A 25,324-nucleotide genomic window follows, 5' to 3' on the forward strand; every position below is an offset into this window, starting at 1 on the left:
GAAGAAGGAAAGACCATGACCGCAATCGACACCGTCGCCATCGTTGGCGCCGGGCTGCTGGGGCAGGGCTGGGCCATCGTGTTCGCCCGTGCCGGAAAGACCGTGCGCATCTTCGACGCCCGCGACGACGCCGAGGCCCAGATCCGGCCGCAGATCGTCGCCGCGCTTGCCGAGATGCAGGCGGCGGGGCTTTGCGACGCGCCTGACGACTGGCTCGCGCAGATGAGCTTTGCAAAGACGCTCGGGGACGCGGTCGGGGCGGCGGATTACGTGCAGGAATCCACCTTCGAGCGCATCGACGTGAAGCGCGAGATCAGTGCTGCCATCAGCGCCGTGCTGCCTGAGCACGCAATCTGCGGCTCGTCGACCTCGGGCTTTCCCGGCTCGGCCTTCCTCGATCATTGCGACAACCGCGCGCGCATGCTGGTCATGCACCCGGTCAACCCGCCGCACCTCGTGCCCATCGTCGAGATCGTGCCGACGCCCTGGACCGATCCCGCGGTCCCCGTCCGCGCCCGGGCGCTGATGGAGGAGGTGGGCCAGTCGCCGGTGTCGCTCGACCGCGAGATCCCGGGCTTCGTGCTCAACCGCCTGCAGGGCGCGCTGCTCGACGAGGCCTTCGCGCTGCTGGCCGAGGGCTATGCCAGCGCCGAGGACATCGACCGCACGGTGCGCGACGGGCTGGGGCTCCGCTGGGCCTTCATGGGACCGTTCGAGACCATCGACCTCAACGCGCCGAAAGGGCTCGCCGATTACGCCGAGCGGCTCGGACCGATGTTCGCGGGCTTTGCTGAGCAACGGCAGGCGGACCGCGACTGGCGCCCCGAGGCGGTGGCCCGGGCCGATGCCGAGCGGCGCGAGGCGCTGCCCGAGACCGGGCTCGCCGACCGGCGCAACTGGCGCGACGCCATGCTCATGGCGATCCTGCGGGCGAAACAGCAGGGCTGAACGCCCTGCGCTGACGACGACAAGACCGACGAAAGAGGACGGATCATGCAGGGCTTCACCTTCAACACCACGCCTTCTGTGGTCTTCCGCGATGGCGCCGCGGCAGACCTGGGCGCCATCGCGGGCGCGCGGCTTGGGCCGCGGGTGCTCTTTGTCACCGACCCGGGCCTGCGCAAGCTGGGGCTCTGCGACGGGGCCATCGCCTCGCTCGAGGTCGCGGGCGCCGAGGTGACGCTCTACGACCGCATCGAGCCCGACCCGACGCTCGCCATCCTCGACGAGGCCACCGAGGCCGGCCGGGCGGCGGCGGTCACCGGGGTCGTGGGCTTCGGCGGCGGCTCGTCGCTCGACATCGCCAAGGTCGCGGCGCTTCTGCTCGGCTCGGGCGAGCCGCTGGACGAGGCGTGGGGCGTCGGCAACGCCAGGGGCCCGCGCCTGCCGCTGGTGCTGGTGCCGACGACGGCGGGCACCGGTTCGGAGGTGACGCCGGTGTCGATCCTGACGGTGAGCGCGGTCGAGAAGCGCGGCGTCTCGTCGCCGGTGATCCTGCCGGATCTGGCGCTGCTCGACCCGTCGCTGACCGTCGGCCTTCCGGGGGCGATCACCGCTGCCACCGGCGTCGACGCCATGGTCCACGCCATCGAGGCTTATGCCTCGGCCAGCCCCAACAACAACCCGCAGAGCCGGATGCTGGCGCGCGAGGCGCTGCGGCTGCTCGGCGCCAACATCGAGACCGCCTACACCACGCCGGGCGACGTCGCCGCGCGCGGCGCGATGCTCTACGGCTCGATGCTGGCGGGGCAGGCCTTCGCCAACTCGCCGGTGGCCGCGGTGCATGCGCTGGCCTACCCGATCGGCAGCGGCTTCCACATCCCGCACGGGCTCTCGAACGCGCTGGTGCTGCCGCATGTGCTGCGCTTCAACGCGCCCGAGGCCCACGCCACCTACGCCGAGATCGCGCCCGACGCCTTCCCGGCGCTGGCGGAGATCGCCGACAGCGCCGCCCGCTGCGACGCCTTCATCGCCGCGCTCGAGGCGCTGGCGGCGCGGCTTGACCTGCCGCCACGGCTGCGCGACGTGCAGATCCCCGAGAGCGCGCTCGAGGGCATGGCGCGCGACGCGATGCTGCAGCAGCGCCTGCTGGTCAACAACCCGCGCCCCGTCACCGAGGCCGACGCGCTGGCGATCTACCGCGCCGCGTGGTGAGGCACCATGCCCTGCCCGGCTGCGACCGGTGGGGGCGGTCGTTGCGCGATGATGTCGCCGTCGTGGCCTCGGGGGACAGTTCTGTCGCCACGTTCTGAGCGCGGAACGGCTGGACGCCGCGCGTAGCGGCGGTTTCTGCTGCGTGGGCGTGCTTGGCGTGTCCGTGGCGTGGAGACAGGCGTTCATACCGCGATGATGCGCAACGGTTTGCTTCGCGAAGCCCCGAGCGGGCTTCGAGACCTCTGGCAGATTACGCTCCGGCTTCCGGCGCTGCCCAGCGACCCCTGAAAAACGCCGTCAGGGCCGTGTCACGGGCAACCCGATGCGGGCCCTGAACCGCTCCATTTCGTGCTCCGGGGGGCGCTTGCCGGTGTAGATCTCGACGTATTTCGGGAAGCGCTCGAACCGCTCGTCGAGGCTCTCGGTCACCCGCATCGAGATGTAGCCCACCTGCACCAGGTAGATCGTGCGGGCGCGGACGTCGGCGTCCTCGGCGGTGTGGCCCCAGCTTGCGAGCAACATGCGCAGCGCGTCGAGCCGTTCGGCATCGGCCTGCTGCAGCCGCGCCAGCACCGCGTCGTCCTGCTGCGCCCAGGCCCGTACCGCAAGCTCGAGCCCGGTGTCGAAGAGCCGGTCCGACAGGAACACCGAGATCACGTTCAGCATCGCCTCGGTCTCGGTCGCGGCATAATCGCGGGTCGCCGCGACGAGGGGGCGGGTGGTGCTCGCCTCCCAGCGATCGAGCAGCCCCGACAGCAGCGCCTTCCGATCCTTGAAGAACCAGTAGAAGCTGGTGCGCGACAGCCGCAGCGCCTGTGCCAGCGGCATGATCTTCACCGCGTCGACGCCGCCGCTCACCAGCGCCTCGTAGGCCGCGTCGAGCCATACATCGGGGGAGCCGCGCCAGCCCCGGTCGGGAAGATCGGTCTCGGTCATGTCGCCCCTCGCTGCGGTTCTCCCTCCCTTGTCCATAAAATGTGCGCGGCTGTCCAGTTTCTGCGATGTCCGTGAGAGACAGACCTGAACGAAATCTTGACATGAGTGCACAGTTTGGGAATCGTGACCGGAGTTCGACAGGCACCTGTCTTCCCGGAGGCACCGACATGAGCACTGATCCCCTGCTGCTGCCCTACCAGCTCAAGCACCTGACCCTGAGAAACCGCATCCTCATCACCAGCCACGAGCCGGCCTATCCCGAGGACGGCATGCCCAAGGACCGCTACCGCGCCTATCACGTGGAGCGGGCGAAGGCGGGCGTGGCGCTGACGATGACCGCGGGGTCGGCCTCGGTGTCGCGCGACAGCCCGCCGGTCTTCAACAACATCCTCGCCTGGAAGGATGAGGTGGTGGGCCACATGAAGAAGCTCGTCGGCGAGTGCCACGACGAGGGCTGCGCGGTGATGATCCAGCTCACCCACCTTGGCCGCCGCACCCGCTGGGACAAGGGCGACTGGCTGCCGGTGGTCTCGCCGGGCTACGAGCGCGAGCCGGCGCACCGGGCCTTCCCAAAGAAGATGGAGGACTGGGACATCGCCCGCATCATCGAGGATTACGGCGACGCGGCCGAGCGGATGAAGGCGGCGGGGCTCGATGGCATCGAGCTCGAAGCCTACGGCCACCTGTTGGACCAGTTCTTCTCGCCCCTGACCAACGATCAAGACGCGCCTTACGGCGGCGATCTCGACAACCGCATGCGCTTTGCCTTCGACGTGCTGCGCGAGATCCGCAGGCGCTGCGGCGAGGAGTTCCTCGTGGGCGTGCGCTACAGCGGTGACGAGTGTCTCCCCGGCGGGTTCGGCAAGGCCGAGGGGCTGGCCATGTCGCAAAAGCTCAAGGACAGCGGGCTGGTGGATTTCCTCAACGTCGTGCGCGGCCACATCGACACCGACCCGGGGCTGACCGACGTCATTCCGATCCAGGGCATGCGCAACGCGCCGCATCTGGATTTCGCCGGCGAGATCCGCGCGGCGACGAATTTCCCGACCTTCCACGCGGCCAAGATCCCCGACGTGGCGACCGCGCGCCACGCCATCGCCAGCGGCAAGCTCGACATGGTGGGCATGACCCGCGCGCACATGGCCGACCCGCATCTCGTGCGCAAGATCGTCGAGGGGCGCGAGGACGACATCCGCCCCTGCGTCGGTGCCAATTACTGTCTCGACCGGATCTACCAGGGCGGCATGGCGCTTTGTCTGCACAACCCCTCCACCGGGCGCGAGATCGAGATGCCGCACGCCATCGAGAAGGCGGCCGAGGCCAAGCGGGTGACCGTCGTGGGCGCAGGCCCGGCGGGGCTCGAGGCGGCGCGGGTGGCGGCCGAGCGCGGCCACATCGTCACCGTGCTCGAGGCGGCCGACCAGCCCGGCGGGCAGATCCGCCTGACGGCGCGGCAGGAGCGGCGGCGCGAGATGATCTCGATCGTCGCCTGGCGCTTCGAGCAATGCGAGAAGCTGGGCGTGAGCTTCCGCTTCAACACCTTCGCCGAGATGCATGACGTGCTCGCCACCGAGCCCGACGAGGTGATCGTCGCCACCGGCGGGCTGCCCCACACCGAGGTCCTGGGCGCGGGCAACGAACTGGTGGTCTCGGCATGGGACATCCTCTCGGGCGACGTGGTGCCGGGCCGGACGGTGCTGGTCTACGACGATGCGGGGGACCATGCCGGTCTGATGGCCGCGGACATGATCGCCGAGACCGGGGCCTCGGTCGAGATCGTCACCCCGGACCGCAGCTTCGCGCCCGAGGTGATGGCGATGAACCTCGTGCCCTACATGCGCAACCTGCAGAAGCGCGACACCACCTTCACGGTGACGTGGCGGCTGGCAGAGGTGCAGCGCGAGGGCAACGGGCTGCGCGCGGTGCTGGGTTCGGACTACGGCGCCTTCAGCCGCGAGCGGCAGGTCGACCAGGTGGTGGTGAACCACGGCACGCGGCCGCTGGACGATCTCTACTTCGAGCTGAAGCCGCTGTCGCGAAACCTGGGAGAGGTCGATTACGAGGCGCTCGCGACCGGCGGGGTTCAGGCGGTCGAGGCGAACCCCGAGGGGCGCTTCCGGCTCTACCGCATCGGCGACGCCGTGGCCTCGCGCAATACCCACGCGGCGATCTACGACGGGCTGCGGCTGGCGCGGGCGCTGTAGGGGGAGGGGGCGTGAGCCACAAGCCTTTGGCCCGGGGCACCCCGGGTCGCGCCCGACCCTCCCCCCGGGAGGGCGCTCTGGCGATGCTGTGCGGGGCTCGGGCGGCGTTTCTGCTTTAGGGTGCGGCGCCCAAGGTCGGCGTTCCGAATGCGCCCACCCAGGGTCGGGCGCGACCCTCCGCACGCCGTACAGCCGTAGAGGCGCTATCATGACGAAAACGGCGGCGCGGGTCGCCCCGCGCCGCCGTCGATGTCAGACGTCCGCGCTTACTCGGCGCAGGCGCGGATCTTCTCGAGATCCGGACCGTCGGGGTTCCGGCCGAGGTTGAACGGGGCCGAGGCCGAGCGCCAGCTGGAATAGTCGGCGAGGTACTCGAGCTGGCTCAGGTAGACCTTGGCCGAGGTCGGGTTCTCGCAGGCCACTTCCTCGATGACCTCGTTGGCGGTCTCCTGGATCTTGGCGAGCGACTCGTCGTCCATGCGGGTGATCTCGTTCACTTCGCCGAACTGCTTGTACGCGTCGTTGGCGCGGCGCTCGGTGAAGGCCAGGGACCAGAGCATCGTCGCGTCCGCGGCGATCTGCAGCTTCTCCTGCGTCTCGGCGCTCAGCGCGTCCCAGGACGCCTTGTTGATCATCACGCCGAAGACCGACGCGGACTGGTGCCAGCCCGGGGTCGCCCAGAAGCCGGTGACCTGCTGGAAGCCGCCCGACCAGTCGACGTTGGGGGTCGAGAACTCGGCACCGTCGATGACACCGCGCTCAAGCGACTGGTAGATCTCGCCGCCGGCCATGGAGACCTGGCTGCCGCCGAGCTTGTTCAGCAGGCGGCCCTGCTCGAGACCCGACACGCGCAGGCGCTTGCCCTGCAGGTCGGCGATCGAGCTGATGGATTCCTTGGTGTGGAAGCCGGACTCGTTGTTGGTCACGGCGTAGGGCAGGTAGACCATGCCGAACTTGCCGTAGGTCTCGTTGTAGATCTCCTTGCCGCCCCACTGCTGGATCCAGTTGACGTAGTCGACGGCGTTGAAGAGGCTCGAGGTCGTCGCGAGCGGCGAGAACGCCGGGTCGCGGCCGGCCCAGTAGCCCGGCCAGTCGGCGCCGGCCTGCACGATGCCGCCTTCGACCGCGCCGAAGACCTCGCCCGCGGGGACCAGGCTGCCGCCTTCGAAGAACTCGATGTTGAGCTCGTCACCGGCCAGCTTGTTGGCGAGGTCGACGAAGTGCTTGTCGAATTCGATGAGCTCGAGCGACGACGGCCAGGTGGTGGTCATCTGCCAGCTCTGCTGGGCGGCTGCAGCGCCGGCGGCGAGGGTCAGGGCGAAGCTGGCGGAGGCCAGGGTCTTGCCGATTTTCATGTAAGTCTCCTCCTTACTCATTTCGGTTGATACAGGGTCTCCGGCAGCCAGGTGACGAGCTGCGGGAAGAAGGCGATGGCCAGTGCCATCAGGACGATCAGCCCGATGAAGGGAAGAACGCCAAGGATGATGTCACCCGTGCTCACGTCCTTCGGTGCCAGCGCCCGCATGTAGAAGAGCGCGTATCCGAAGGGTGGCGTCAGGAACGAGGTCTGCAGCACCACGGCGGTCAGCACCACGAACCAAAGCTCGCTCACCCCCATCTCCTGCACGATGGGCAGGAAGATCGGGAAGGACAGCAGCACGATGCCGGTCCAGTCGAGGAACATGCCGAGCACGAAGACGATGAACATCATCACGGTAATCAGCATCCACGGCTCCATGTCGAGCGAGCGCATCAGTTCCTGCGCGGCGCGCAAGCCGCCGGTGATGTTGAACACGCCGGTGAAGGCGGTGGCGCCGACCACGATGAAGAGGATCATCGCAGAGGTGCGCGCGGTCTCGTAGAGCGCCGAGCGGAACGTGGCCCATTCGAAGCGGCCGCGGAAGATCACGATGCCGAGCGCCAGCGCAGCGCCGATCGCCGATGCCTCGGTTGCGGTGGCGATGCCGGCGAGCATGGTGCCGAGGATGCCGAAGATCAGCACGAGCGGCGGCATGGCCTCGAGGATCAGCATGCGGATCAGCGTGGCGCGCGACACCTTCTCGTCGATGGCGACGGAGGGCGCGAGGTCGGGACGGATCAGCGCCACCAGCGCCACGTAGGCCGCGTAGAGAATGCCGAGGATGATGCCGGGACCCATTGAGCCCGCGAACAGCTCGCCCACCGAGAGCGACGAGTTCGACGACATCAGGATCAGCATGATCGACGGCGGGATAAGGATGCCGAGGCAGCCGGACGCGGCGATGACGCCGGTCGTCAGGCGCTTGGAGTAGCCGTATTGCAGCATCGGTTTCAGCGCCATCACGCCCATCACGGTGATCGAGGCGCCGATGATGCCTGTCGTGGCGGCAAGCAGGATCGAGATGAACACCACCGCAAGGCCGAGCCCGCCGGTGACCCGCGACATCAGCAGGCGCAGGGTCTCGAACATGCGGTCGGTCACGCCGGAGTCGGACAGGAACCGCGCCATCAGCACGAAAAGCGGGATGGCGATCAGGATGTAGTTGTCCAGCACCTCGCCGAAGATGCGGTTGATGACGATGCCGAGCACCATCGGCTTGCCCGCGATGACCGCGCCGAGCACGGCGGTGCCGCCGAGGACAAAGGCCAGCGGGTGCCCCATGAACAGGCCGACCAGCAGCAGGCCGGCCATGATGAGACCGATGACTTCACCTGACATAGTGCTGCTCCGGCTTGTTGAGGACGAGTTTCAGCACTTCCGAGATCCCCTGGATCAGCAGCAGGCAGGCGGCGACGGCCATGGCGATCTTCACCGGGTAGACGGGCATCTGGATGGCGCCGTAGGTGGTCTCGTTCTGCGCGTAGGAGCGCATGGCGAATTCCCAGCTCTTGGTCACGAAGACCCAGGTGAACGGGAAGAAGAAGATCAGGTAGCCGAGAAGGTCGACGACGCGGCGCAGCTGCGGCCTGAGATTGTCGATCACGAGATCCACGCGCACATGCGACTGGTGCCGCAGGGCGTAACCGCCGAGCATCACGAAATAGAACCCGTAGAGCATCTTGGTCAGATCGAACGCCCAGAGCGTCGGCGCGTTGAAGCCGTACCGCATCACCACGTCGTAGATGATCATCCCGGCAAATATGACTGCGACAAACGAGACCGCTTTCCCGACGATCTCGTTCAACCCGTCGATCAGACGGATCAGAATCATGGTATTCCCTCCCCTGCAAAGGTGCACGCCAAAACATCGGGCTCAACCTTTCGCGAGGCAGTCTATGGACAGCCATCGGGGGTTTGACATGGACAATTTTGCAGATCATGACTGCAACCATGCAGGACGGCTTCGACTGGAACGATCTCAAGGTGTTTCTGGCGCTTCACCGGATGAAGCGCATGACCGACGCGGGCCGGGTGCTCGGGGTCGACCAGACGACCATTGCCCGGCGGGTGAAGGCGCTCGAGGCGGCGATCGGCACCCACCTATTCGTGCGCCGGGCCGACGGCTTCGAGCTGACCAGGGCGGGGCTGCGGATCCTGCCCTTCGCGCTCGAGATCGAGCACTCGGGCGAGAAGCTGCACGAGCAGATCTCGGGCGAGGACATGCGCCTCGCAGGAAGGGTACGGATCGGCGCTCCGGACGGGCTTGGAACCTTCTTCCTGCCGGCGATCCTGACGCGATTCCAGCGCGATAACCCCGAGGTCGACGTCGAGGTGGTGCCGAGCTCGCGGCAGTTCCGGGTGGCGGAGCAGGAGGTGCATCTGGCGCTCTGGCTGTCGCTGCCGGAAAGCGGCCGGCTGCTGGCGCGCAAGCTTGCCGACTACAACCTGCATTTCTTCGCCTCGCCCGACTATCTCGAGCGCCACGGCATGCCGATGTCGCTCGCGGACCTGCAGGATCACCGGCTGGTGGGCTACATCGCCGACATGCTGTTTTCGCCGGAAGTACGGTTCTTGGAGGAGCTCGGCCTGCGCCGCCTCGTGCGCTTCGCCTCGAGCTCGATGGCCGCGCAGCGCGAGGCCATCCGCGAGGGTGCGGGGCTCGGAATCCTGCCGCGGTTCATGGCCCTGAACGACCCGGGGCTGGTGCCCGTGCTGACCGACCGCTACCTGCTCAAGCGCACGGTCTGGATCGTCAGCCACCAGAGCACCGAGGACCTTGCCCGGGTGCGGGCGGTGTCCGAGTACCTTCAGCGCGCGGCCCGCTCGCGGCGGGACCTGCTGCTGTTGCCGCAGGGCACGTGAGGTGGTGGGGCGTTTGGTGTGCGGTGAGGATTGAGCGGTCGGGCTGCGCCTGTTGCGAGGGCAGGACCGGGGGTTTCACACCCCCGGACCCCCGTGGAGTTTAGGGGCAAGATGAAGCCCGGGCGTGGTGCCCCGGGGTTGGGGGTTTCCGCGGGTGGTCAGTATTGGAAGAGGGCGCCGGCGGAGCGGACCTCTTCGGTGATGAACTCCGAGCAGATCCGGATCCGGGACAGGTCGCGCAGCTCGCTGTGGACCACCAGCCAGAACGACCGGCCCAGCCGCACTTCGTCGGGGAGCACCTGTTCCAGCCCCGCGTGATCATGGGCGAGGAAGCGCGGCAGCACGCAGAGCCCGCCGCCCGCCAGCGTCATGTTCATCTGCGCGGGCAGGCTTGAGCTGGTCAGCCACGGCGCGATGTCGCGTGACAGCTGCGGGATGTAGTCGAGCTCGCGGGCGTAGATCAGGTCCTGGATGTAGCCGAGGATGCCGTGGTGGCGCAGGTCCGACAGCGTCTCGGGGCGGCCGCGCTCGCGCAGGTAGCCGTGCGATCCGTAGAGGCCGAGCTCGTAGTTGGTGAGCTTGTGGGCGTGCAGCCGGCCCTTGCTGGGGCGGGCGAGGCTCACCGCCATGTCGGCCTCGCGCTTGGTCAGGCTGAACTGCCGGGGCAGGGTGACGAGCTCGAGCTTCAGCCCCGGCTGTGCCTGCCCCAGGCGCACCAGCGCGGGGGCGAGGAAGCTGCTGCCGAAGCCCTCGGGCGCGCCGATGCGCACGGTTCCCGCGATGCGCGAGGTCTCGCCCGAGATGTCGCTGGCGGCCTGCAGCGCGATGGTCTCGACCCGCTGCGCCGCCGCGAGGAAGCGCTCGCCCTGCGGGGTCAGGCTGTAGCCCGACACGGTGCGGTCGAAGAGCCGGGCGTCCAGTGCCTCTTCCAGCGTCTTCACCCGGCGGCTCAGCGTGGTGTGGTCGATTCCCAGTTTCTGCGCGGCGAGCGTCAGCCGCCCGGTCCGGGCGATGGCCAGAAACCATTCCATCGCGCCCCAGTCGAAGTCTTGTGTCATATGCGATTCCATGCAACCCAGATGCGAGGATTTCACAGTTTACGTGCGCAGGCCACCATGCTTACGTCGCGCGGCAATCGGGCGGTGCGGGAGGCAGCCATCCGGTCTGCGCCGACGGAGGAGCGGAGCGTCGCCGTTGACAGGGCCGCTGCCCTGAGGTGACGTCGGGCGCGGAGCAGGCGACCCCGGGGAGGGGGTCGCCACTGCCATGCCATCGCCATGACAGGTGGAACAGCCGGCGCGCGCGCCGCGAGAGGAGAGAACAGCATGAAGATCGCATTCATCGGACTGGGCAACATGGGTGCGCCCATGGCCGCCAACCTTGCCAAGGCGGGTCACGAGGTCACCGGCTTCGACGTCGCGGGCGCCAGCGCCGAGGGCGTGGCGGTGGCGGAGTCCTCCGTGGCGGCCGTGGCCGGGGCCGAGGTGGTCATCACCATGCTGCCCAACGGCGCCATCCTGCGCGCCGTCGCCGACGAGGTGATCCCGGCAATGGCTGAGGGCGCGGTGCTGCTCGACTGCTCGACCGTCGACGTGGAAAGCGCCCGCGCGGTGGCGTCGCAGGCCGAGGCCGCGGGGCTGGGTGCGCTTGACGCGCCGGTCTCGGGCGGCATTGGCGGCGCGGCGGCGGGCACGCTGACCTTCATGGTGGGCGGCTCGGATGCGGCCTTTGCGGTGGGCAAGCCGCTCTTCGACATCATGGGCCAGAAAGCGGTGCATTGCGGCCCCTCGGGCGCCGGTCAGGCCGCCAAGATCTGCAACAACATGATCCTCGGCGTCACCATGATCGCCACCTGCGAGGCCTTCGCGCTCGCCGACAAGCTGGGGCTCGACCGGCAGTCGATGTTCGACGTGGTCAGCACCTCGTCGGGCTATTCGTGGTCGATGAACGCCTACTGCCCTGCGCCGGGCGTCGGGCCGCAGTCGCCCTCGGACAACGACTACAAGCCCGGCTTCGCCGCCGAGCTGATGCTCAAGGACCTTGGCCTGTCGCAGCAGGCGGCCGAGGCGGCCGATGCCGACACGCCCATGGGCCAGCGCGCGCTCGAGCTCTACCGCAGCTTCGTCGAGGATGAGAGCGGCCGCGGCATGGACTTCTCGGCCATGCTGCCCCGCTTCGAGAAGCGCGGCCGTGGCTGACGGCGCAGGTGCGGAGCTGAACGGGGTGGTGCGCTTCGAGGTGAAGGGCGCCATCGCGCTCATCACCCTCGACCGGCCCGATCAGCGCAACTGCATCAACGCCGAGGTGGCGGGCGCCCTGCGCGCCGCCATCCGGCGGCTCGAGGCGGACCCGTCGCTGCGCGTCGGCGTGCTGTGCGGCAACGGCCGGGTGTTCTGCGCGGGCATGGACCTCAAGGCGCTGTCCGAGGGCAAGGTCGAGGAGGTGCTCTTCGGCGAGGGCCGCTTCGCCGGCATCGTCAGCCTCGAGCGCCGCAAGCCGTTGATCGCGGCAGTGCAGGGCGCGGCGCTGGCGGGCGGGCTCGAGATCATGCTGTCCTGCGACATGGCCGTGGCCGAGGAGGGCACCCGCTTCGGCATCCCCGAGGCGCGCATCGGCCTCGTGGCGGCGGCGGGGGGCGTGTTCCGCCTCGCGCAGCGGATCCCGCCGGCGCGGGCGCGCGAGCTGGTGCTGACCGGCGCACCCTTCACGACCGACGAGGCGCTGGCCTGGGGCCTGCTCAACCGCGTGGTGCCCGAGGGCGAGGCGCGCGCCGCTGCCTTGGCGCTGGCCGAGGAGGTGCTGAAAAGCGCGCCGGAGTCGGTGACCGAGGGGCTGCGTCTGGCGCGTCTGCTCGAGCTGGAAGCCGAGCAGCGGGCATGGCCGGTGAGCGACGACATCATCCGCCGGCTCATGGTGAGTGCCGACGCCATGGAGGGTGCCCGCGCCTTCATCGAGAAGCGCCCGCCGGTGTGGTCGACGCCCGGAGACGTCACGGACTGACCGGATGGACCGACCGGACTCCGCCGCGTGAGTGCCGCGGGGCGGGGCCATCTGCGGCGGGAGCCTCCGGCGCAGGGCGACCGGATCGCCGCCCGGCTTTGGCACGTAAACCCTGACCGATGTTCGACCTGCAAACACCATGCCCGGGACTTCGACGGCGTTGCAATTCCGGCAACCTCTCGTGGTCCGGGCCCGGTTGAGCCGTCCGGGACATCATCCGTCCGTGATTTTTACCGCGCCGCGCCCGACGGTCCCGACGCCTTTGAAGCTGTTTTCCCGATCTCGCAGGCGCTGCCGGATGTGATCGTGGAGACGTTCATTTGCTCAGCCAGTCATGTCTGCATGGCGCCGCGATCCTGTCGCTGGCGCTGCTCACGGCCTCCGGCGCATCTGCCGAATCCGGACAGGCCTGCAAGGTCTGCAGTCTCGATCCCACGGGCGACAGTCTCCTTTCTCTGCGCAGCGGGCGGGTCTCCTCGCATGGCACGCCGATGACGCTGGATCCGGGCTCGGTGGTCGAATCCCGCGGGACGATACAGGGCAAGTGGGTGCTGGACGTCATCGAGCGCTTCGCGGCGGCACACCTCCAGCTCGACCGCAGTATCGCGGGGCGCCCGATGCGGTTGCCAGGCGAGGGCCTCGGCCATGGGCCGCCCGTCGTGAGCCCCACCGGCGACGTGATGGCCGTTGGCGGTCAGCGCCTGCCGCTCGACTGTCGGCAGACGGTCGTAGATGCGCGGGTCCTTCCGCACGGCGCCGGGGATGGTCGGGAAATTGTCGCCGTACGGCACCAGCGCGGCGCTGTCCGTGGCCACCGAGGTGCCGATGATCCCCATGGCGACGTCGATGTTGGCGCTGCGCGGCGCGGGCGGGTCACTTATCCGGTCACCGGTCGTCGCCGCGACCTCGACATTGGCCTGCATGGCGTTGACGATGGGCAGCCTGTGCCCGGGCGTGGCGCGGTCAAGGATGTCGCCTCGTCTGGCAGGGCGCGCGCGGTGGCCCTGGCGAGGGCAGGAGAATTTCTGCCGACATGGCAGGAGGTTGCGCAACCTCCCGCGTCCTGCCGCGTTGAGTTTGGCGAATAAGTGAGTCACGATGACAGAGTTTCAGGACCTACTGCAAAACCGCGAAGCCTTGATCGCACTCGGGCTGATCGTCGGGCTTTTCACCTTCTTCATGCTCGAGCTCTACCCGCCGGAGGTGCCAGCGGCGGGATTGGCGGCACTCTTCGTGGCGCTCGGCTACGTCGGGCCGGACGAGCTGCTCTCGGTGTTCTCGAACCCGGCGCCGCTGACCATCGGGGCAATGTTCGTGCTCTCGGGCGCGCTGGTGCGCACCGGGGTGCTCGAGGCGGTCTCGGACACCGTCATCCGTCAGGCGAAGGAGCGGCCGGCGCTGGCGCTCGCGGTGATCTTCGGCGTGACGCTGGTTGCCTCGGGCTTCGTCAACAACACGCCCGTGGTGCTGGTGCTGATCCCGGTGGTGATCCGGCTCGCGGCGGCGCTCGGCAAGGCCCCGACGCGGCTGCTGATCCCGCTCAGCTACGTGGCGATCCTTGGCGGCACCTGCACGCTGATCGGCACCTCGACCAACCTGCTGGTCGATGGCGTCGCACGCGGGCAGGGGCTCGAGCCGTTCTCGATCTTCGAGATCACGCCCATCGGCATCGCGGTGGCATTGGCGGGCGGGGTGACGCTTGCACTGCTCGGCCGCTGGCTGCTGCCCGACCGCGAGGCCAGCGACCCCGAGCAGATGCTGGGCGAGACCACGTTTCTCTCTGAGGCGGTGCTGGCGGACGACACCTACGCCGGTCGTCCGCTTTCGGATATCGCGCCGCTGTCGCGCGGGGGCGTGCGGGTGACCGCGGTACGCCGCCGGGGCGAGCCGCTGCCCGCGCCACTCGAGGAACAGGTGCTGCAAAGGGGCGATACGGTGATCTTCCGCGCGCCGACCTCGGAGCTGCTGACCCTGCACGACGATCCCGGCCTCAAGATCGGTCTGCGCCGTGGCGAGCCGCAGGAGGGCGAGCTGGTCACCGTCGAGGTCATCGTCTCGCCCCGCAAGTCGAGCCTCGGGCGCAGCCTCGGCAGCATGTCGCTGGGCCGGCGCTTTGGCGTGCGGGTGCTGGGCGCGCACCGGCACGAGCACATCGCCGGGCCGGATCTGGGCTCGGTGCGGCTGCGCCCGGCGGACAAGCTGCTGCTCGAGGGGCCGGCGACTGCCTTCCAGTCGCTCGAGGACGAGGCGCAGCTGGTCTCGGTGAGCCGCCCCACCGGTCGCGCCTTCCGCCGTGGCCGCGCACCGCTGGTGCTGGCGGCGCTGGCGGCGGTCGTGGGGCTCGCGGCGGTGGGGGTGCTCGACATCGCCACGCTCTCGATCCTCGCGGTCGCGGCGATCCTCGTGCTGCGCTGCATCGACGCGGACGAGGCCTGGGGGGCCGTCGACGGCTCGATCCTCGTGCTGATCTTCGCGATGCTGGTGGTGGGGCTGGGCTTGCAGAACACCGGCGCGGTGGACCTGCTGGTGAGCTGGCTCGCGCCGCCCATCGCCGGGATGCCGCCGTTCTTCGCGCTGCTGACGGTCTACCTGCTGGCCTCGTTGCTGACCGAGACGGTGACCAACAACGCCGTCGCCGTGGTCTTCACGCCCATCGCCATCGGGCTGGCCGGGAGCACCGGGCTCGACCCGCGGGCGCTGACGCTGGCGGTGATGTTCGGCGCGTCGGCAAGCTTTGCGACGCCGATCGGCTACCAGACCAACACACTGGTCTACGGCGCCGGGAACTACCGCTTCTCGGATTTCCTGAAGATCGGCATCGCGATGAATGTCGTGGCGGCATTCGCGAGTTGCGCGGCGATCCTCTGGCTCTACGGCTGACCGCGTCCGGCACGCAAAAGGGCGGCGCCATCGCTGGCGCCGCCCTTGCTGTCTTAAAGACCGTCCTGTCGGATCAGAAGTGAGCCGAGCGGGTGGTCTCCGGCGCCTGCAGCGGCGGCGCGAACTTGGTCAGGTCGATGCCTTCCACCGCGGCCTTGTATTCGTCGGTGCTGGGCGTCCGGCCGAGGACCGCCGAGAGCACCACGACCGGGGTCGAGGCGAGCAGCGATTCCCCCTTCTTCTCGGAGCTGTCTTCCACGACGCGGCCCTGGAACAGGCGGGTCGAGGTCGCCAGAACGGTGTCGCCCCTTGCTGCCTTTTCCTGGTTGCCCATGCAGAGGTTGCAGCCCGGACGCTCGAGATACAGGATGTTCTCGTACTCGGTGCGGTTCTGGGTCTTGGGGAACAGGTCGTCGAACTCGAAGCCCGAGTACTTCTGCAGGATCTCCCAGTCGCCCTCTGCCTTGAGCTCGTCGATGATGTTGTAGGTCGGCGCGGCCACCACGAGGGGCGCCTTGAACTCGACCTTGCCGTTGGCTTTCTCAAGGTTCTTGAGCATTTGGGCGACGATCTTCACGTCTCCCTTGTGCACCATGCAGGAGCCGACGAAGCCCAGGTCCACCTTCTTCTCGCCGCGGTAGTAGGACACGGGGCGGATGGTGTCGTGGGTGTATCGACGCGACGGATCGGCGTTGTTGACGTCGGGGTCCGCGATCATCGGCTCGTCGATAAGATCAAGATCCACAACCACTTCCGCGAAATACTTCGCGTTGTCATCCGGCTTCAGTGCGGGCTTCTCGCCCGAACGGATCTCGGCGATGCGCTTGTCGGCCTTGGCGATGAGACCGGCGAGCGTGCCTGACTCGTTCTCCATGCCCTTGTCGATCATCACCTGGATGCGGTGCTTGGCAAGCTCCAGCGAGCCGATCAGGGTCTCGTCGTTGGAGATGCAGATCGAGGCCTTGGCCTTCATCTCCGCGGTCCAGTCGGTGAAGGTGAAGGCCTGGTCCGCGAGCAGCGTGCCGATGTGTACTTCGATGATGCGGCCCTGGAACACGTTGTCGCCGTGCTGTTCCAGCATCTGCTTCTGCGTTGCGTGAACAACATCGCGGAAGTCCATGTAATCCTTCATTTGTCCTTTGAAGGTCACCTTCACGGACTCGGGGATCGGCATGGTGGCTTCACCGGTCGCCAGCGCCAGCGCCACGGTGCCGGAGTCGGCGCCGAAGGCCACGCCCTTGGACATGCGGGTGTGGCTGTCGCCGCCCACGATGATGTCCCAGTCGCTGACGGTGATGTCGTTGAGCACCTTGTGGATCACGTCGGTCATCGAGTGATAGACGTGCTTGGGGTCACGGGCGGTGATCAGGCCGAAGTTGTACATGAACGACATCAGCTTGGGGATGTTGGCCTGGGCCTTCTTGTCCCACACCGACGCGGTGTGACAGCCAGACTGGTAGGCGCCGTCGACGCTGGGAGAGATGACCGTGGCGGCCATGGCTTCCAGCTCCTGCGCGGTCATCAGGCCGGTGGTATCCTGCGAGCCCACGATGTTGACCTGCACGCGCACGTCGGATCCGGCGTGCAGCACCTTGCCGGGCGTGGTGCCGCGGGCGTTGGCGTTGAAGATCTTCTCGACCGCGGTCAGGCCCTGGCCCTCGTGCGAGACTTCCTTCGACGGTGCGAAGACCGCGGGCGGGGTGACGCCCAGCGTCTCGGCCGCGAAGGTCTGCAGCATCTTGCCGAAGACCACGGCGTAGGAACCGCCGGCCTTCATGAACTCGACCTTGGCGGGGGTGAAGGCGCCCGACACGTCGGTCAGCTCTTCGCCGTCCTCGCTCAGCAGCGTCTTGGACTTGGTGTTGATCTTCAGCACGGTGCCGGTGGCGACCGAGTACTTCTGATCGAGGATCGGGTTGCCCTCGTTGTTGAGGATCGGCTTGCCGTTCTCGTCAAGCTTCTTGACCCAGTTCTTCAGGTCGAGCCCGATGCCGCCGGTGACGCCCACCGTGGTCAGGAAGATCGGCGAGATGCCGTTGGTGCCTGCGACGATCGGGGCGATGTTCACGAAGGGAACGTAGGGGCTGGCCTGCTTGCCGGTCCAGAGCGCCACATTGTTCACGCCGGACATCCGCGACGAGCCCACGCCCATCGTGCCCTTCTCGGCGATCAGCATCACGCGCTTGCCCGGGTGCTGCAGCTTCAGCGCCTCGATTTCCTTCTGCGCGGCTTCCGAGATCATGCACTTGCCGTGCAGCTCGCGGTCCGAGCGCGAGTGCGCCTGGTTGCCGGGCGACAGAAGGTCGGTCGAGATGTCGCCTTCGGCGGCGATGTAGGTCACCACCTCGATCTCGTCGTCGACCTCGGGAAGCTTGGTGAAGAACTCGGCCTTCGCGTAGCTCTCGAGGATGTCCTTGGCGATGGGGTTGCCGGCCTTGTAGGCAGCGGCGAGTCGGCCGGTGTCGGCCTCGTAGAGAAAGACCTGGGTCTTCAGGACCTCGGCCGCCTGCGTCGCGGTCTCGGCGTCGTCGCCGAGCGCGAGGTCGATCAGCACCTCGACCGAGGGGCCGCCCTTCATGTGCGACAGCAGCTCGAAGGCGAAGTCGGGGGTGATCTCTTCCACCACCGCGTCGCCGAGAATGATCTTCTTGAGGAAGGCCGCCTTCACGCCCGCGGCGCTCGTGGTGCCGGGCAGGGTGTTGTAAATGAAGAACTTCAGCGAGTCTTCGCGATGCTCGTTACCGGCTTCCTCGATCTGGGCGATCAGCTCCTCCACCAGTGCGCCATCGTCGATGGGCTTGGGGTGCAGACCGTCCGCCTTGCGCGTCTCGATTTCAGTTAGGTAGTCCGTGTACAAGCTCATGACGATCCCTACGATTCAAGGTTGGAGGAAACTTGAACACCGCTACGCAGCCACGTCACGCGGGCGGCCTCAAGCTTTCAGTATGCGGATGTATACCAAGCTCCATCGAGGAGCAAGAGGCTCTCGCAGGGGAAAGCGCGCAGCGCGTCGCGTGAGCAGAATCTTCGGGTGCTCACGCGTTGGTTGCAGGTTTTTTGCACGGAATTTTCACGGGTCCGACGCCCCAGGGGGCGCCGGAGCGACCGTCGGGAAGGTTCAGCCCGCGAAGTCGGCCCAGGCGGCGGCGAAATCGCGGGCCTTGGCGGCCACGGTCGCGGCGCTGTCGCCGGGCTTGTAGAGCGCGCTGCCAAGGCCGAAGCCCGCGACGCCCGCCGGCTTGAAGGGCTCCATGGTGGTGGGCGAGATGCCGCCCACGGGGAAAAGCCGGGTGCCCGTGGGCAGGATGGTGCGGATCGCCTTGATCACGACCGGGCCCACGAGCTCGGCCGGGAAGATCTTGAGCGCCGCGGCACCGGCGTTGAGTGCGGCATAGGCCTCGGTCGGGGTGGCGATGCCGGGGATGCAGATCATGCCCTTGGCCACGGCCTGGCCGATCACCGCCACGTCGGCGTGCGGCATCACCACGAGATCGGCGCCGATCGCGTCGAGCCGGTCGACGTCGGCGATGGTGGTGACGGTGCCCGCGCCCACCAGCGCATCGGCGGGCAGCGCCTTGCGCACCGCCGCGATGCTGTCGAAGGGCTGCGGCGAGTTCAGCGGGATCTCGATCAGGCGGAAGCCCTCGTCATAGAGCGTCTGTGCGATCTCCACCGCCTCTTCGGGGCGCAGGCCCCGCAGGATGGCGACGAGAGGAAGCGCGCTGCAGGCGGCGTCGAGGCGGGTGAGGCGGTCGGTGTCAGTCATCGGAATTCCCGGGTTCTGGGGTAAGCAGGCCCGCGTCACAGGCCAGACGGAAGAGGCCCGCGGGGGCCGGGTTGTCGATCGTCGCGGCGGCGCCGCGGCCGGAAAGCTGGCGCAGCGCGGTGTCGTAGCGGGCACAGAGCGCGCCGCTGCCCACCAGCAGCACCGGCCGGTCGCCCTGCGCGGCAAGGCCCGAGACGATCTCGGAGCCAATGAGCAGGCCCGAGAGGTAGTCGGCCAGCACGCCGCCGGGCAGGCGTTTCGTGAGCCCCAGCGTCCGGCTCCCGAAAAGCTGCCGGGTGAGATCGCCCGGTCCCGCGGTCGAGGCCTGCGCCACGCCCTGCGCAAAGGCCTCGGCATGGGTGTCTTCGGGCAGGGCCTCGTCGCTCATCAGCCGCCCTAGGATCGAGTGGGCGCGCAGCACGGCGAAGAGCTCGCCGGTCATGTAGGTGGCAAAGCCGGTGACGACGCCGTCCGCGACCTCGGCCCATTTCGAATGGGTGCCGGGCAGCACCAGCGTCGCCGCCTGCTGCCAGTCGGGATTGCCGGCGATGGCCCCGGCGATCTGGATCTCCTCGCCGCGCATCACGTCGGGGGTGCCGCCCTCGGGCTCGAAGACCAGCCCGGGCGCGATCAGCACCTCCTGGCCGCCGGAGGTGGCGACGCGGGTGGCAGCGCCGGGCAGGTCGGTGAGCGCTGCCGGGCAGGGCAGGTAGGGCACTTCGGCCCAGCCCTGCGCGCTGCCCACCATGCCGCCCGCCACCACCGGCACCCGGCTCGCCGCCAGCCAGTCGCCGCAGATCGCGGCAAAGGCCGCCTCGAAGCCCGGCACGCCCGGTTCGGGCAGGTGCTGAATGCCGTGGGCCGAGGCGCGGGTGTCGAGCACCCTGCCGCTGGCCGACATCAGGAAGGCGCGCAGGCTTGAGGTGCCCCAGTCGAGCGCCACGAGCGCGGGTGGGTCATCTGTCATCGTCGGGCCTCCAGCCCAGCTCTCGGGAAATCTCATCGGCATGGGCGATCACCAGCGGGGCGAGCCGCGCCATGCGCTCGTCGGGAAGGAAGGGGGTGGCGGAGGCCACGCTGAGCCCTGCCACGATGCGGCCCTCAATGTCGCGCACCGGCGCGCCGACGCAGCGGATGCCGCGCTCGTTCTCCTCGAGGTCAAGACTGTGGCCGCGCGCCCGGGTCTCGGCCATGTCGTCGCGGAAGACCTCCCACGGCCGTGGCGGCACCCGGCCCGCAAGCGCCGCCTGGGCAGGTGCGCTGCGGTCGTAGAGGGCGCGCAGCTCGGGGTCGGGCAGGTCGCAGAGCAGGGCCTTGCCGAGCCCGGTGAAGGCGAGCGGCATGCGCTGGCCGGGCCGTGAGCGCATCTCTAGCCCGCGCGTGCCGTCGATCTTGTCGAGGTAGAGCACCTCGTCCCCGTCCGGTACGCCCAGATGCACCGTGTCGCCGGTCGCCGCGGCGAGGCGTTGCAGCACCGGTGCTGCCAGCGCCAGCACCGGTTGCTGCGCGCGGGCGCGGGCGCCGAGGTGGATCAGCTCGGGGCCAAGCACGTAGCCCTTGCCGGGAATGCGGTAGAGGCAGCCTTCGGCCACGAGGCTGGCGAGCAGCCGTTGCGCCGTGCTGCGCGGCACGTCGAGCGCCGCGGCGATGCCCGAGGCGCTGCTGGTCCCTTCTCCCACGAGCCGCAGCACCGAAAGCCCGCGGCTCAGCGTCTGGGTGCCGCGCGACCCGTCGCCGGTGGTGTCCTTCGCCATGTCCGGATGCTCCGCCTGTGCCGGACAACCGTCGCCCGACACCTTGGCACATAGTAGCGGCGCGGGTCATGTGTCAATTGTTGAGATTTATGTCCATATAGTGAGGCAATGTCAGCGGCGTGAGGTGGACTCCCGGATCATCATCTCGAAGCCGAGGTCGACGCGGCGCTCGGTCACCGAGCCGGGGTTGTCGATTTCGGCCAGCAGCATGGCGATGGCGCGACTGCCGATCTCGCGGCGCGGCGTGGCGACGGCGGTGAGCGCAGGCACCATGTGGCGGGCCATCTCGATGTCGTTGTAGCTGCAGATGCCGAGCTGCCCGGGCACGGCGATGTGGCGCCGCAGCGCCTCCATCAGCGCGCCGACGGCGAGGTCGTCGTTGTTGCACATCACCGCGTCGGTGTCGGGCGCCTGGCTCAGCAGCTGCTCGAGCAGGTGCCCGCCCATGCCCACCGAGGAGGGCTGCGGCGTGGTGATGATGCGCCGGTCGTCGAGCATGCCCGCGCCCTCGGCGAACTCGCGGAAGGCGGCCAGCCGCCGCTGCGCCCGCGGGTCCATGCGGGCGCTGAGGAAGCCCGGCCGCCTGTAGCCGCATTCCTGCAGGTGCTGCGCACCGGCGCGCACCGCCGCCAGCTGGTCGAAGCCCACGCTCATGTCCACCGCGCCCTCGGCGATCTCCATGATCTGGACCACGGGGCAGGGGGCGGTTTCCAGCAGTCTGCGCCCGGTCGGGGTCTGGTCCATGGACGACACGATGAGGCCCGCAGGGCGCTGGCTCAGGAAGTTGCGGATCAGCCCCTCTTCCTCGAGCGCGCTGTAGCGGTAGTTGCCGATCTGCACGAAGTAGCGGGTGCCCTGCACGCCCTCGTAGACGCCGCGCAGCACGTCCGAGAAGACGTTGTTGGTGAGCGACGGCACCAGCAGACCGATGGTCGAGGTGCTGCGCGAGGCCAGCGCCGAGGCCGCGGGGTCCGGGGTGTAGCCGAGCCTCCGGATCGCCTCTTCGACCTTGCGGCGCGCCTTGTCCGACACGATCCCCGGAGAGCGAATCGTGCGGGAAACCGTGATCGCGCTAACACCCGCTTCGCGGGCCACATCCACCAGCGTGGGGCGATCTGAAGAGGTCTTGGTCTTGCGGGCCATCGGGCGTCTCGGGTCCTTCGTAATGTGCGCATATTTGCTGAACTTATCGAATCCTTCAAGAAATTCCGTCCATAAGCTCAGGCACATGGCCTCACGCTTCCGACAGAGGACATCGGAGGTGCGTCTCGCAGGGCCCCGCCGGCCAAGCCTGTCTGAGCGCATGACAGACAAAATGATTGCGCTGTCATTTCCTGTCGCCTATTTTGCGGTCGACTCGGAACGCGGCAGGGAACCGCGACGAGCCTGAACGGATCAACGGGAGGAACCCCCTTATGACGACCCTGACTCGCCGCAGCCTGTTCCTTGGCACCGCCGTCGCCCTCGCGCTGGCCGGGACCGCACAGGCGCAGGAATTCACGTTCCGCATCCAGTCCTCGGACCCGGCCGGCAACACCAACTTCGTGCTGCAGAAGGAATGGGCCGAGATGGTCTCGGAGAAGACCGACGGCCGCGTTGCCGTCGAGATGCTGCCGGTGGAAACCATCGTTGCGCACTCCGAGACGATGGACGCGGTCGCCGCGGGCATCCTCGACGGCCATTTCACCGACACCTCCTATGCCTCGGGCAAGGATCCGGCCTTCGGCCTGATCGCCAACCCCGTCGGCGCATGGTCCGACCCCAGCCAGATGTTCGACTTCATGAACAACGGCGGCGGCAAGGAGCTGATGAACGAGATGCTCGAGCCCTACGGCCTGCATTTCATCGGTGCCACCACCCCGGGCCTCGAGGCCTTCGTCTCGAAGGTTCCGCTGGATGGCGTGGACGACCTCCAGGGCCTGAAGCTGCGCGCCCCCGAGGGCATGGTGCAGAACGTCTTCGCCGCCGCGGGCGCCGCTCCGGTGAACCTGCCCGGTTCCGAGGTCTTCACCTCGCTCGACAAGGGCGTGATCGACGCGGCCGACTACAACACCTTCTCGACCAACGCGGCGCAGGGCCTGCACGACGTGGCCAAGCACCCGGTCTACCCGGGCTTCCACTCGATGCCGCTGATCGAGGTCTCGGTGAACAAGGCCAAGTGGGACTCGCTGCCCGACGACCTGAAGACCGCGATGGAGGAGTCCGTGAAGGAATTCGCCGTGTACCAGTCCGAGACCGTGCACGAGCGTGACATGGAAGCCGCCGAAGAGGCCAAGGCCGGTGGCGAGATCACCATCCACGACTGGTCCGAAGAAGAGCGCGCCAAGTTCCGCGGTATCGCCCGCAGCCAGTGGGAGCAGGCCGCGAGCGCCTCGGCCAACTCGCAGAAGGTCTATGACCTGCTGACCGCCTACCTCGTCGAAAAGGGCCTGATGTCCGAGTGACGCTCTGACATCCCCAACGCCCCCGGCCGCCGAGGCCGGGGGTTTCCCGTTCCAGGACCGGAGACAGCCCGATGACCGACGCCATCGACGAAACCCTCGCCAGCCACAACGCCACGCCAGAACCCGTGCCGGAGGCCGGCGTCTTCGGCCTCGCCGTCAACGCGATCGGCGTGCTCTTCGCCATCGGCATCCTCGCCTCGGCGGGCCTGCTCTTTTACGAGGTGGTGATGCGCTACGTCTTCAACGCGCCCACCCGCTGGGTGCATGAGACCGTGGTCTTCCTCAGCGCCATCGCCTTTGTCTACGGCGGGCTCTACGCCGCCGCGATCGACAAGCACATCCGCGTGGTGCTGTTCTACGACCAGCTCTCGGCCGGGCTGAAGCGGGTCTTCGACGTGGCGATCTCGCTCACCTGCCTCGTGGCCTCGCTGTTCTTCGCGTGGGCGGCATGGCTCAGCGTCGAGCGCGCCGCCTGGACGCCGCAGGGCGACTTCCGGCTCGAGACCTCGGGCTCGGCGTGGAACCCGCCCTATCCGGGACTGCTCAAGATCTTCCTCTTCGTCATCCTGATCCTGCTGGCGGTCCAGTTCGCGATCTTCACGGTCAACTACCTGCGCAAGAAGGCCAAGTGATGGACTTTCTCCCCGACTTTCAGGCCATGGGCATCGGCGGCGCGACCTTCGCCATGTTCGTCATGCTCATGGTGCTGCTGCTCACCGGTATGCCGCTGGCCTTCGTCACCCTGCTGGTGGCGCTGATCTTCGCGCTCGGCTGGTTCGGCCCGATGGCGGTGCCGCTGATCACCTCGCGGATCTTCAGCTTCGTCAACAGCTTCGTCTTCGTCTCGGTGCCGATGTTCGTGCTGATGGCGGCGATCCTCGACCGCTCGGGCATCGCCCGCGACCTCTTCGACGCGATGAAGGTGCTCGCCGGCCGGATCCGCGGCGGCGTCGCCATCCAGACGCTGCTCGTCGCGGTGGTGCTGGCCGCCATGTCCGGCATCATCGGCGGCGAGGTCATCCTGCTGGGCCTGCTCGCCCTGCCGCAGATGCTGCGCCTCGGCTACGACCGCAACCTCGCCATCGGCGTCTGCTGCGCCGGCGGTGCGCTCGGCACCATGGTGCCGCCCTCGATCGTGCTCATCATCTACGGCCTCACCGCCAACGTCTCGGTGGGGGACCTGTTCTCGGCCGCCTTCGTCCCCGGCCTGATGCTGGCGTGCTTCTACGCCGCCTACATCCTGATCCGCGCCTACATGAACCCGGCGCTGGCCCCCGTGGCCGAGCCCGAGGACATGACCCGCGGCGAGAAGCTGCGCCTGCTCAAGGGCCTGTTCCTGCCGATCCTCGTGGTGATCTTCGTGCTGGGCTCGATCTACGGCGGCATCGCTTCGGTGACAGAGGCCTCGGCCATCGGCGTGATCGGCGTGACGCTCTCGACCATCATCCGGGGCGAGTTCAGCGTCGAGCTGCTGATCGGCGCCGCCAAGCAGACCCTGCGCACCGTCGGCATGATCGTCTGGATCGGCATCGGCGCCTCGGCCCTCGTGGGCGTGTTCAACCTGATGGGCGGCATCAATTTCGTCTCCAGCCTCATCACCGGCATCTCGGACAACCCGACCGTGGTCATCCTGTTCATGATGCTGATCCTCTTCGTCCTGGGCATGTTCCTCGACTGGGTCGGCATCGCGCTGCTCTGCATGCCGATCTTCGTTCCGATCGTGCAGCAGATGGGCTATGACCCGGTGTGGTTCGGCGTCGTCTTCGCGATGAACATGCAGGTGAGCTTCCTCTCCCCGCCGTTCGGCCCCGCCGCGTTCTACCTCAAGTCGGTGGCGCCGCCGGACATCTCGCTGGGCGACATCTTCCGCTCGCTGCTGCCCTTCATCGGAATGCAGATCCTCGCTGTCGCCGTACTGATCGCCTTCCCCGCGATCACCGGCCACTAACCTCCCGGAGCCATCC

General features: G+C 68.1%; 21 protein-coding genes. 10 read left to right on the forward strand and 11 right to left on the reverse strand.

Features of this window, described 5'->3' with window-relative positions:
* Window positions 1-15 precede the first annotated feature (15 nt).
* Together BLQ77_RS13570 and BLQ77_RS13575 are read left to right on the forward strand one after the other, a co-directional pair.
* The gene (locus BLQ77_RS13570) at window positions 16-948 is read left to right on the forward strand and encodes a 3-hydroxyacyl-CoA dehydrogenase (RefSeq protein ID WP_089960003.1); all 933 of its coding nucleotides are present in this window, start codon (window positions 16-18) and stop codon (window positions 946-948) included.
* Window positions 949-993: 45 nt separating this feature from the next.
* Window positions 994-2,154, forward strand: coding sequence for an iron-containing alcohol dehydrogenase (locus BLQ77_RS13575; protein WP_089960005.1), 1,161 nt, complete (start codon window positions 994-996; stop codon window positions 2,152-2,154).
* 297 nt (window positions 2,155-2,451) lie between these two features.
* Here the strand turns inward: BLQ77_RS13575 and BLQ77_RS13580 are convergent, their stop codons facing one another.
* Entirely contained in the window at window positions 2,452-3,090 is a 639-nt protein-coding gene (locus BLQ77_RS13580; RefSeq protein WP_089960010.1) for a TetR/AcrR family transcriptional regulator, read from the reverse strand.
* Between the two features lie 167 nt (window positions 3,091-3,257).
* On the opposite strand from BLQ77_RS13580, the gene hpbA reads away from it, so the two are divergent.
* A complete protein-coding gene (hpbA, locus tag BLQ77_RS13585; RefSeq protein ID WP_089960013.1) occupies window positions 3,258-5,294 on the forward strand; it encodes an N-methyl-L-proline N-demethylase HpbA in 2,037 nt (678 codons plus the stop codon).
* 266 nt (window positions 5,295-5,560) lie between these two features.
* Here the strand turns inward: hpbA and BLQ77_RS13590 are convergent, their stop codons facing one another.
* The 3 genes from BLQ77_RS13590 to BLQ77_RS13600 are packed head-to-tail and all read right to left on the reverse strand — an operon-like array spanning window position 5,561 to window position 8,485.
* Window positions 5,561-6,649, reverse strand: coding sequence for a type 2 periplasmic-binding domain-containing protein (locus BLQ77_RS13590; protein WP_089960015.1), 1,089 nt, complete (start codon window positions 6,647-6,649; stop codon window positions 5,561-5,563).
* 17 nt (window positions 6,650-6,666) lie between these two features.
* Window positions 6,667-7,992 carry a TRAP transporter large permease gene (locus BLQ77_RS13595; RefSeq protein WP_089960019.1) on the reverse strand — a complete coding sequence of 442 codons (1,326 nt, stop codon included), beginning with the start codon at window positions 7,990-7,992 and terminating at the stop codon, window positions 6,667-6,669.
* Window positions 7,982-8,485 (reverse strand): TRAP transporter small permease subunit, encoded by a 504-nt coding sequence (locus BLQ77_RS13600; RefSeq protein WP_089960020.1) that lies wholly within the window; start codon window positions 8,483-8,485, stop codon window positions 7,982-7,984. The genes BLQ77_RS13595 and BLQ77_RS13600 overlap by 11 nt, the downstream gene beginning before the upstream one ends.
* 107 nt (window positions 8,486-8,592) lie before the next feature.
* Here BLQ77_RS13600 and BLQ77_RS13605 point away from each other — a divergent pair, with 107 nt between their 5' ends.
* Window positions 8,593-9,516, forward strand: coding sequence for a LysR family transcriptional regulator (locus BLQ77_RS13605; protein WP_083791906.1), 924 nt, complete (start codon window positions 8,593-8,595; stop codon window positions 9,514-9,516).
* Between the two features lie 158 nt (window positions 9,517-9,674).
* Here BLQ77_RS13605 and BLQ77_RS13610 read toward each other — a convergent pair whose 3' ends face one another.
* A complete protein-coding gene (locus tag BLQ77_RS13610; protein ID WP_089960021.1) occupies window positions 9,675-10,574 on the reverse strand; it encodes a LysR family transcriptional regulator in 900 nt (299 codons plus the stop codon).
* 267 nt (window positions 10,575-10,841) lie between these two features.
* Here BLQ77_RS13610 and mmsB point away from each other — a divergent pair, with 267 nt between their 5' ends.
* Together mmsB and BLQ77_RS13620 are read left to right on the forward strand one after the other, a co-directional pair.
* Complete coding sequence (gene mmsB, locus BLQ77_RS13615; RefSeq protein WP_089960024.1) at window positions 10,842-11,714, forward strand: 3-hydroxyisobutyrate dehydrogenase; 873 nt, start codon at window positions 10,842-10,844, stop codon at window positions 11,712-11,714.
* The gene (locus BLQ77_RS13620; RefSeq protein ID WP_207545841.1) at window positions 11,707-12,516 is read left to right on the forward strand and encodes an enoyl-CoA hydratase-related protein; all 810 of its coding nucleotides are present in this window, start codon (window positions 11,707-11,709) and stop codon (window positions 12,514-12,516) included. The genes mmsB and BLQ77_RS13620 overlap by 8 nt, the downstream gene beginning before the upstream one ends.
* A gap of 332 nt (window positions 12,517-12,848) precedes the next feature.
* On the opposite strand, the gene BLQ77_RS13625 is transcribed toward BLQ77_RS13620, so the two are convergent.
* On the reverse strand, window positions 12,849-13,568 hold the full coding sequence (locus BLQ77_RS13625; protein WP_089960029.1) for a hypothetical protein: 720 nt from the start codon (window positions 13,566-13,568) through the stop codon (window positions 12,849-12,851).
* Window positions 13,569-13,614: 46 nt separating this feature from the next.
* Between BLQ77_RS13625 and BLQ77_RS13630 the strand changes: the two genes are divergently transcribed.
* Complete coding sequence (locus BLQ77_RS13630) at window positions 13,615-15,396, forward strand: SLC13 family permease (protein ID WP_089960031.1); 1,782 nt, start codon at window positions 13,615-13,617, stop codon at window positions 15,394-15,396.
* Window positions 15,397-15,469: 73 nt separating this feature from the next.
* On the opposite strand, the gene BLQ77_RS13635 is transcribed toward BLQ77_RS13630, so the two are convergent.
* From BLQ77_RS13635 to gntR, 5 genes are all read right to left on the reverse strand, one after another.
* The gene (locus BLQ77_RS13635; protein ID WP_089960033.1) at window positions 15,470-18,259 is read right to left on the reverse strand and encodes a bifunctional aconitate hydratase 2/2-methylisocitrate dehydratase; all 2,790 of its coding nucleotides are present in this window, start codon (window positions 18,257-18,259) and stop codon (window positions 15,470-15,472) included.
* 255 nt (window positions 18,260-18,514) lie between these two features.
* On the reverse strand, window positions 18,515-19,162 hold the full coding sequence (locus BLQ77_RS13640; RefSeq protein ID WP_089960034.1) for a 2-dehydro-3-deoxy-6-phosphogalactonate aldolase: 648 nt from the start codon (window positions 19,160-19,162) through the stop codon (window positions 18,515-18,517).
* Window positions 19,155-20,129, reverse strand: coding sequence for a 2-dehydro-3-deoxygalactonokinase (locus BLQ77_RS13645; protein ID WP_165617096.1), 975 nt, complete (start codon window positions 20,127-20,129; stop codon window positions 19,155-19,157). Before BLQ77_RS13645 ends, BLQ77_RS13640 begins: the two co-directional genes overlap by 8 nt.
* A complete protein-coding gene (locus BLQ77_RS13650) occupies window positions 20,119-20,916 on the reverse strand; it encodes an IclR family transcriptional regulator (RefSeq protein ID WP_089960037.1) in 798 nt (265 codons plus the stop codon). Before BLQ77_RS13650 ends, BLQ77_RS13645 begins: the two co-directional genes overlap by 11 nt.
* A gap of 111 nt (window positions 20,917-21,027) precedes the next feature.
* Entirely contained in the window at window positions 21,028-22,059 is a 1,032-nt protein-coding gene (gene gntR, locus BLQ77_RS13655; protein ID WP_089960038.1) for an HTH-type transcriptional regulator GntR, read from the reverse strand.
* 272 nt (window positions 22,060-22,331) lie between these two features.
* Between gntR and BLQ77_RS13660 the strand changes: the two genes are divergently transcribed.
* The 3 genes from BLQ77_RS13660 to BLQ77_RS13670 all read left to right on the forward strand — a co-directional run bounded on the left by BLQ77_RS13660 (window position 22,332) and on the right by BLQ77_RS13670 (window position 25,308).
* Entirely contained in the window at window positions 22,332-23,360 is a 1,029-nt protein-coding gene (locus tag BLQ77_RS13660; RefSeq protein ID WP_008887563.1) for a TRAP transporter substrate-binding protein, read from the forward strand.
* A 71-nt stretch (window positions 23,361-23,431) separates the two neighbouring features.
* On the forward strand, window positions 23,432-23,992 hold the full coding sequence (locus BLQ77_RS13665; RefSeq protein ID WP_008887823.1) for a TRAP transporter small permease subunit: 561 nt from the start codon (window positions 23,432-23,434) through the stop codon (window positions 23,990-23,992).
* A complete protein-coding gene (locus tag BLQ77_RS13670; RefSeq protein ID WP_089960039.1) occupies window positions 23,992-25,308 on the forward strand; it encodes a TRAP transporter large permease in 1,317 nt (438 codons plus the stop codon). Before BLQ77_RS13665 ends, BLQ77_RS13670 begins: the two co-directional genes overlap by 1 nt.
* The last annotated feature ends 16 nt before the right edge of the window (window positions 25,309-25,324 follow it).

The organism is Salipiger thiooxidans (assembly GCF_900102075.1).
Classification (GTDB): domain Bacteria; phylum Pseudomonadota; class Alphaproteobacteria; order Rhodobacterales; family Rhodobacteraceae; genus Salipiger; species Salipiger thiooxidans.

What these genes read in the sequence shown, in the direction of transcription:
- mmsB (WP_089960024.1), top strand. Translation starts at nt 10,842, where the DNA reads ATGAAGATCGCATTCATCGGACTGGGCAACATGGGTGCGCCCATGGCC.
- BLQ77_RS13630 (WP_089960031.1), top strand. Translation starts at nt 13,615, where the DNA reads ATGACAGAGTTTCAGGACCTACTGCAAAACCGCGAAGCCTTGATCGCA.
- BLQ77_RS13600 (WP_089960020.1), bottom strand. Translation starts at nt 8,485, where the DNA reads ATGATTCTGATCCGTCTGATCGACGGGTTGAACGAGATCGTCGGGAAA.
- BLQ77_RS13610 (WP_089960021.1), bottom strand. Translation starts at nt 10,574, where the DNA reads ATGACACAAGACTTCGACTGGGGCGCGATGGAATGGTTTCTGGCCATC.
- BLQ77_RS13650 (WP_089960037.1), bottom strand. Translation starts at nt 20,916, where the DNA reads ATGGCGAAGGACACCACCGGCGACGGGTCGCGCGGCACCCAGACGCTG.
- BLQ77_RS13570 (WP_089960003.1), top strand. Translation starts at nt 16, where the DNA reads ATGACCGCAATCGACACCGTCGCCATCGTTGGCGCCGGGCTGCTGGGG.
- BLQ77_RS13660 (WP_008887563.1), top strand. Translation starts at nt 22,332, where the DNA reads ATGACGACCCTGACTCGCCGCAGCCTGTTCCTTGGCACCGCCGTCGCC.
- BLQ77_RS13645 (WP_165617096.1), bottom strand. Translation starts at nt 20,129, where the DNA reads ATGACAGATGACCCACCCGCGCTCGTGGCGCTCGACTGGGGCACCTCA.
- BLQ77_RS13640 (WP_089960034.1), bottom strand. Translation starts at nt 19,162, where the DNA reads ATGACTGACACCGACCGCCTCACCCGCCTCGACGCCGCCTGCAGCGCG.
- BLQ77_RS13635 (WP_089960033.1), bottom strand. Translation starts at nt 18,259, where the DNA reads ATGAGCTTGTACACGGACTACCTAACTGAAATCGAGACGCGCAAGGCG.
- BLQ77_RS13670 (WP_089960039.1), top strand. Translation starts at nt 23,992, where the DNA reads ATGGACTTTCTCCCCGACTTTCAGGCCATGGGCATCGGCGGCGCGACC.
- BLQ77_RS13590 (WP_089960015.1), bottom strand. Translation starts at nt 6,649, where the DNA reads ATGAAAATCGGCAAGACCCTGGCCTCCGCCAGCTTCGCCCTGACCCTC.
- gntR (WP_089960038.1), bottom strand. Translation starts at nt 22,059, where the DNA reads ATGGCCCGCAAGACCAAGACCTCTTCAGATCGCCCCACGCTGGTGGAT.
- BLQ77_RS13665 (WP_008887823.1), top strand. Translation starts at nt 23,432, where the DNA reads ATGACCGACGCCATCGACGAAACCCTCGCCAGCCACAACGCCACGCCA.
- BLQ77_RS13595 (WP_089960019.1), bottom strand. Translation starts at nt 7,992, where the DNA reads ATGTCAGGTGAAGTCATCGGTCTCATCATGGCCGGCCTGCTGCTGGTC.
- BLQ77_RS13605 (WP_083791906.1), top strand. Translation starts at nt 8,593, where the DNA reads ATGACTGCAACCATGCAGGACGGCTTCGACTGGAACGATCTCAAGGTG.
- hpbA (WP_089960013.1), top strand. Translation starts at nt 3,258, where the DNA reads ATGAGCACTGATCCCCTGCTGCTGCCCTACCAGCTCAAGCACCTGACC.
- BLQ77_RS13580 (WP_089960010.1), bottom strand. Translation starts at nt 3,090, where the DNA reads ATGACCGAGACCGATCTTCCCGACCGGGGCTGGCGCGGCTCCCCCGAT.
- BLQ77_RS13575 (WP_089960005.1), top strand. Translation starts at nt 994, where the DNA reads ATGCAGGGCTTCACCTTCAACACCACGCCTTCTGTGGTCTTCCGCGAT.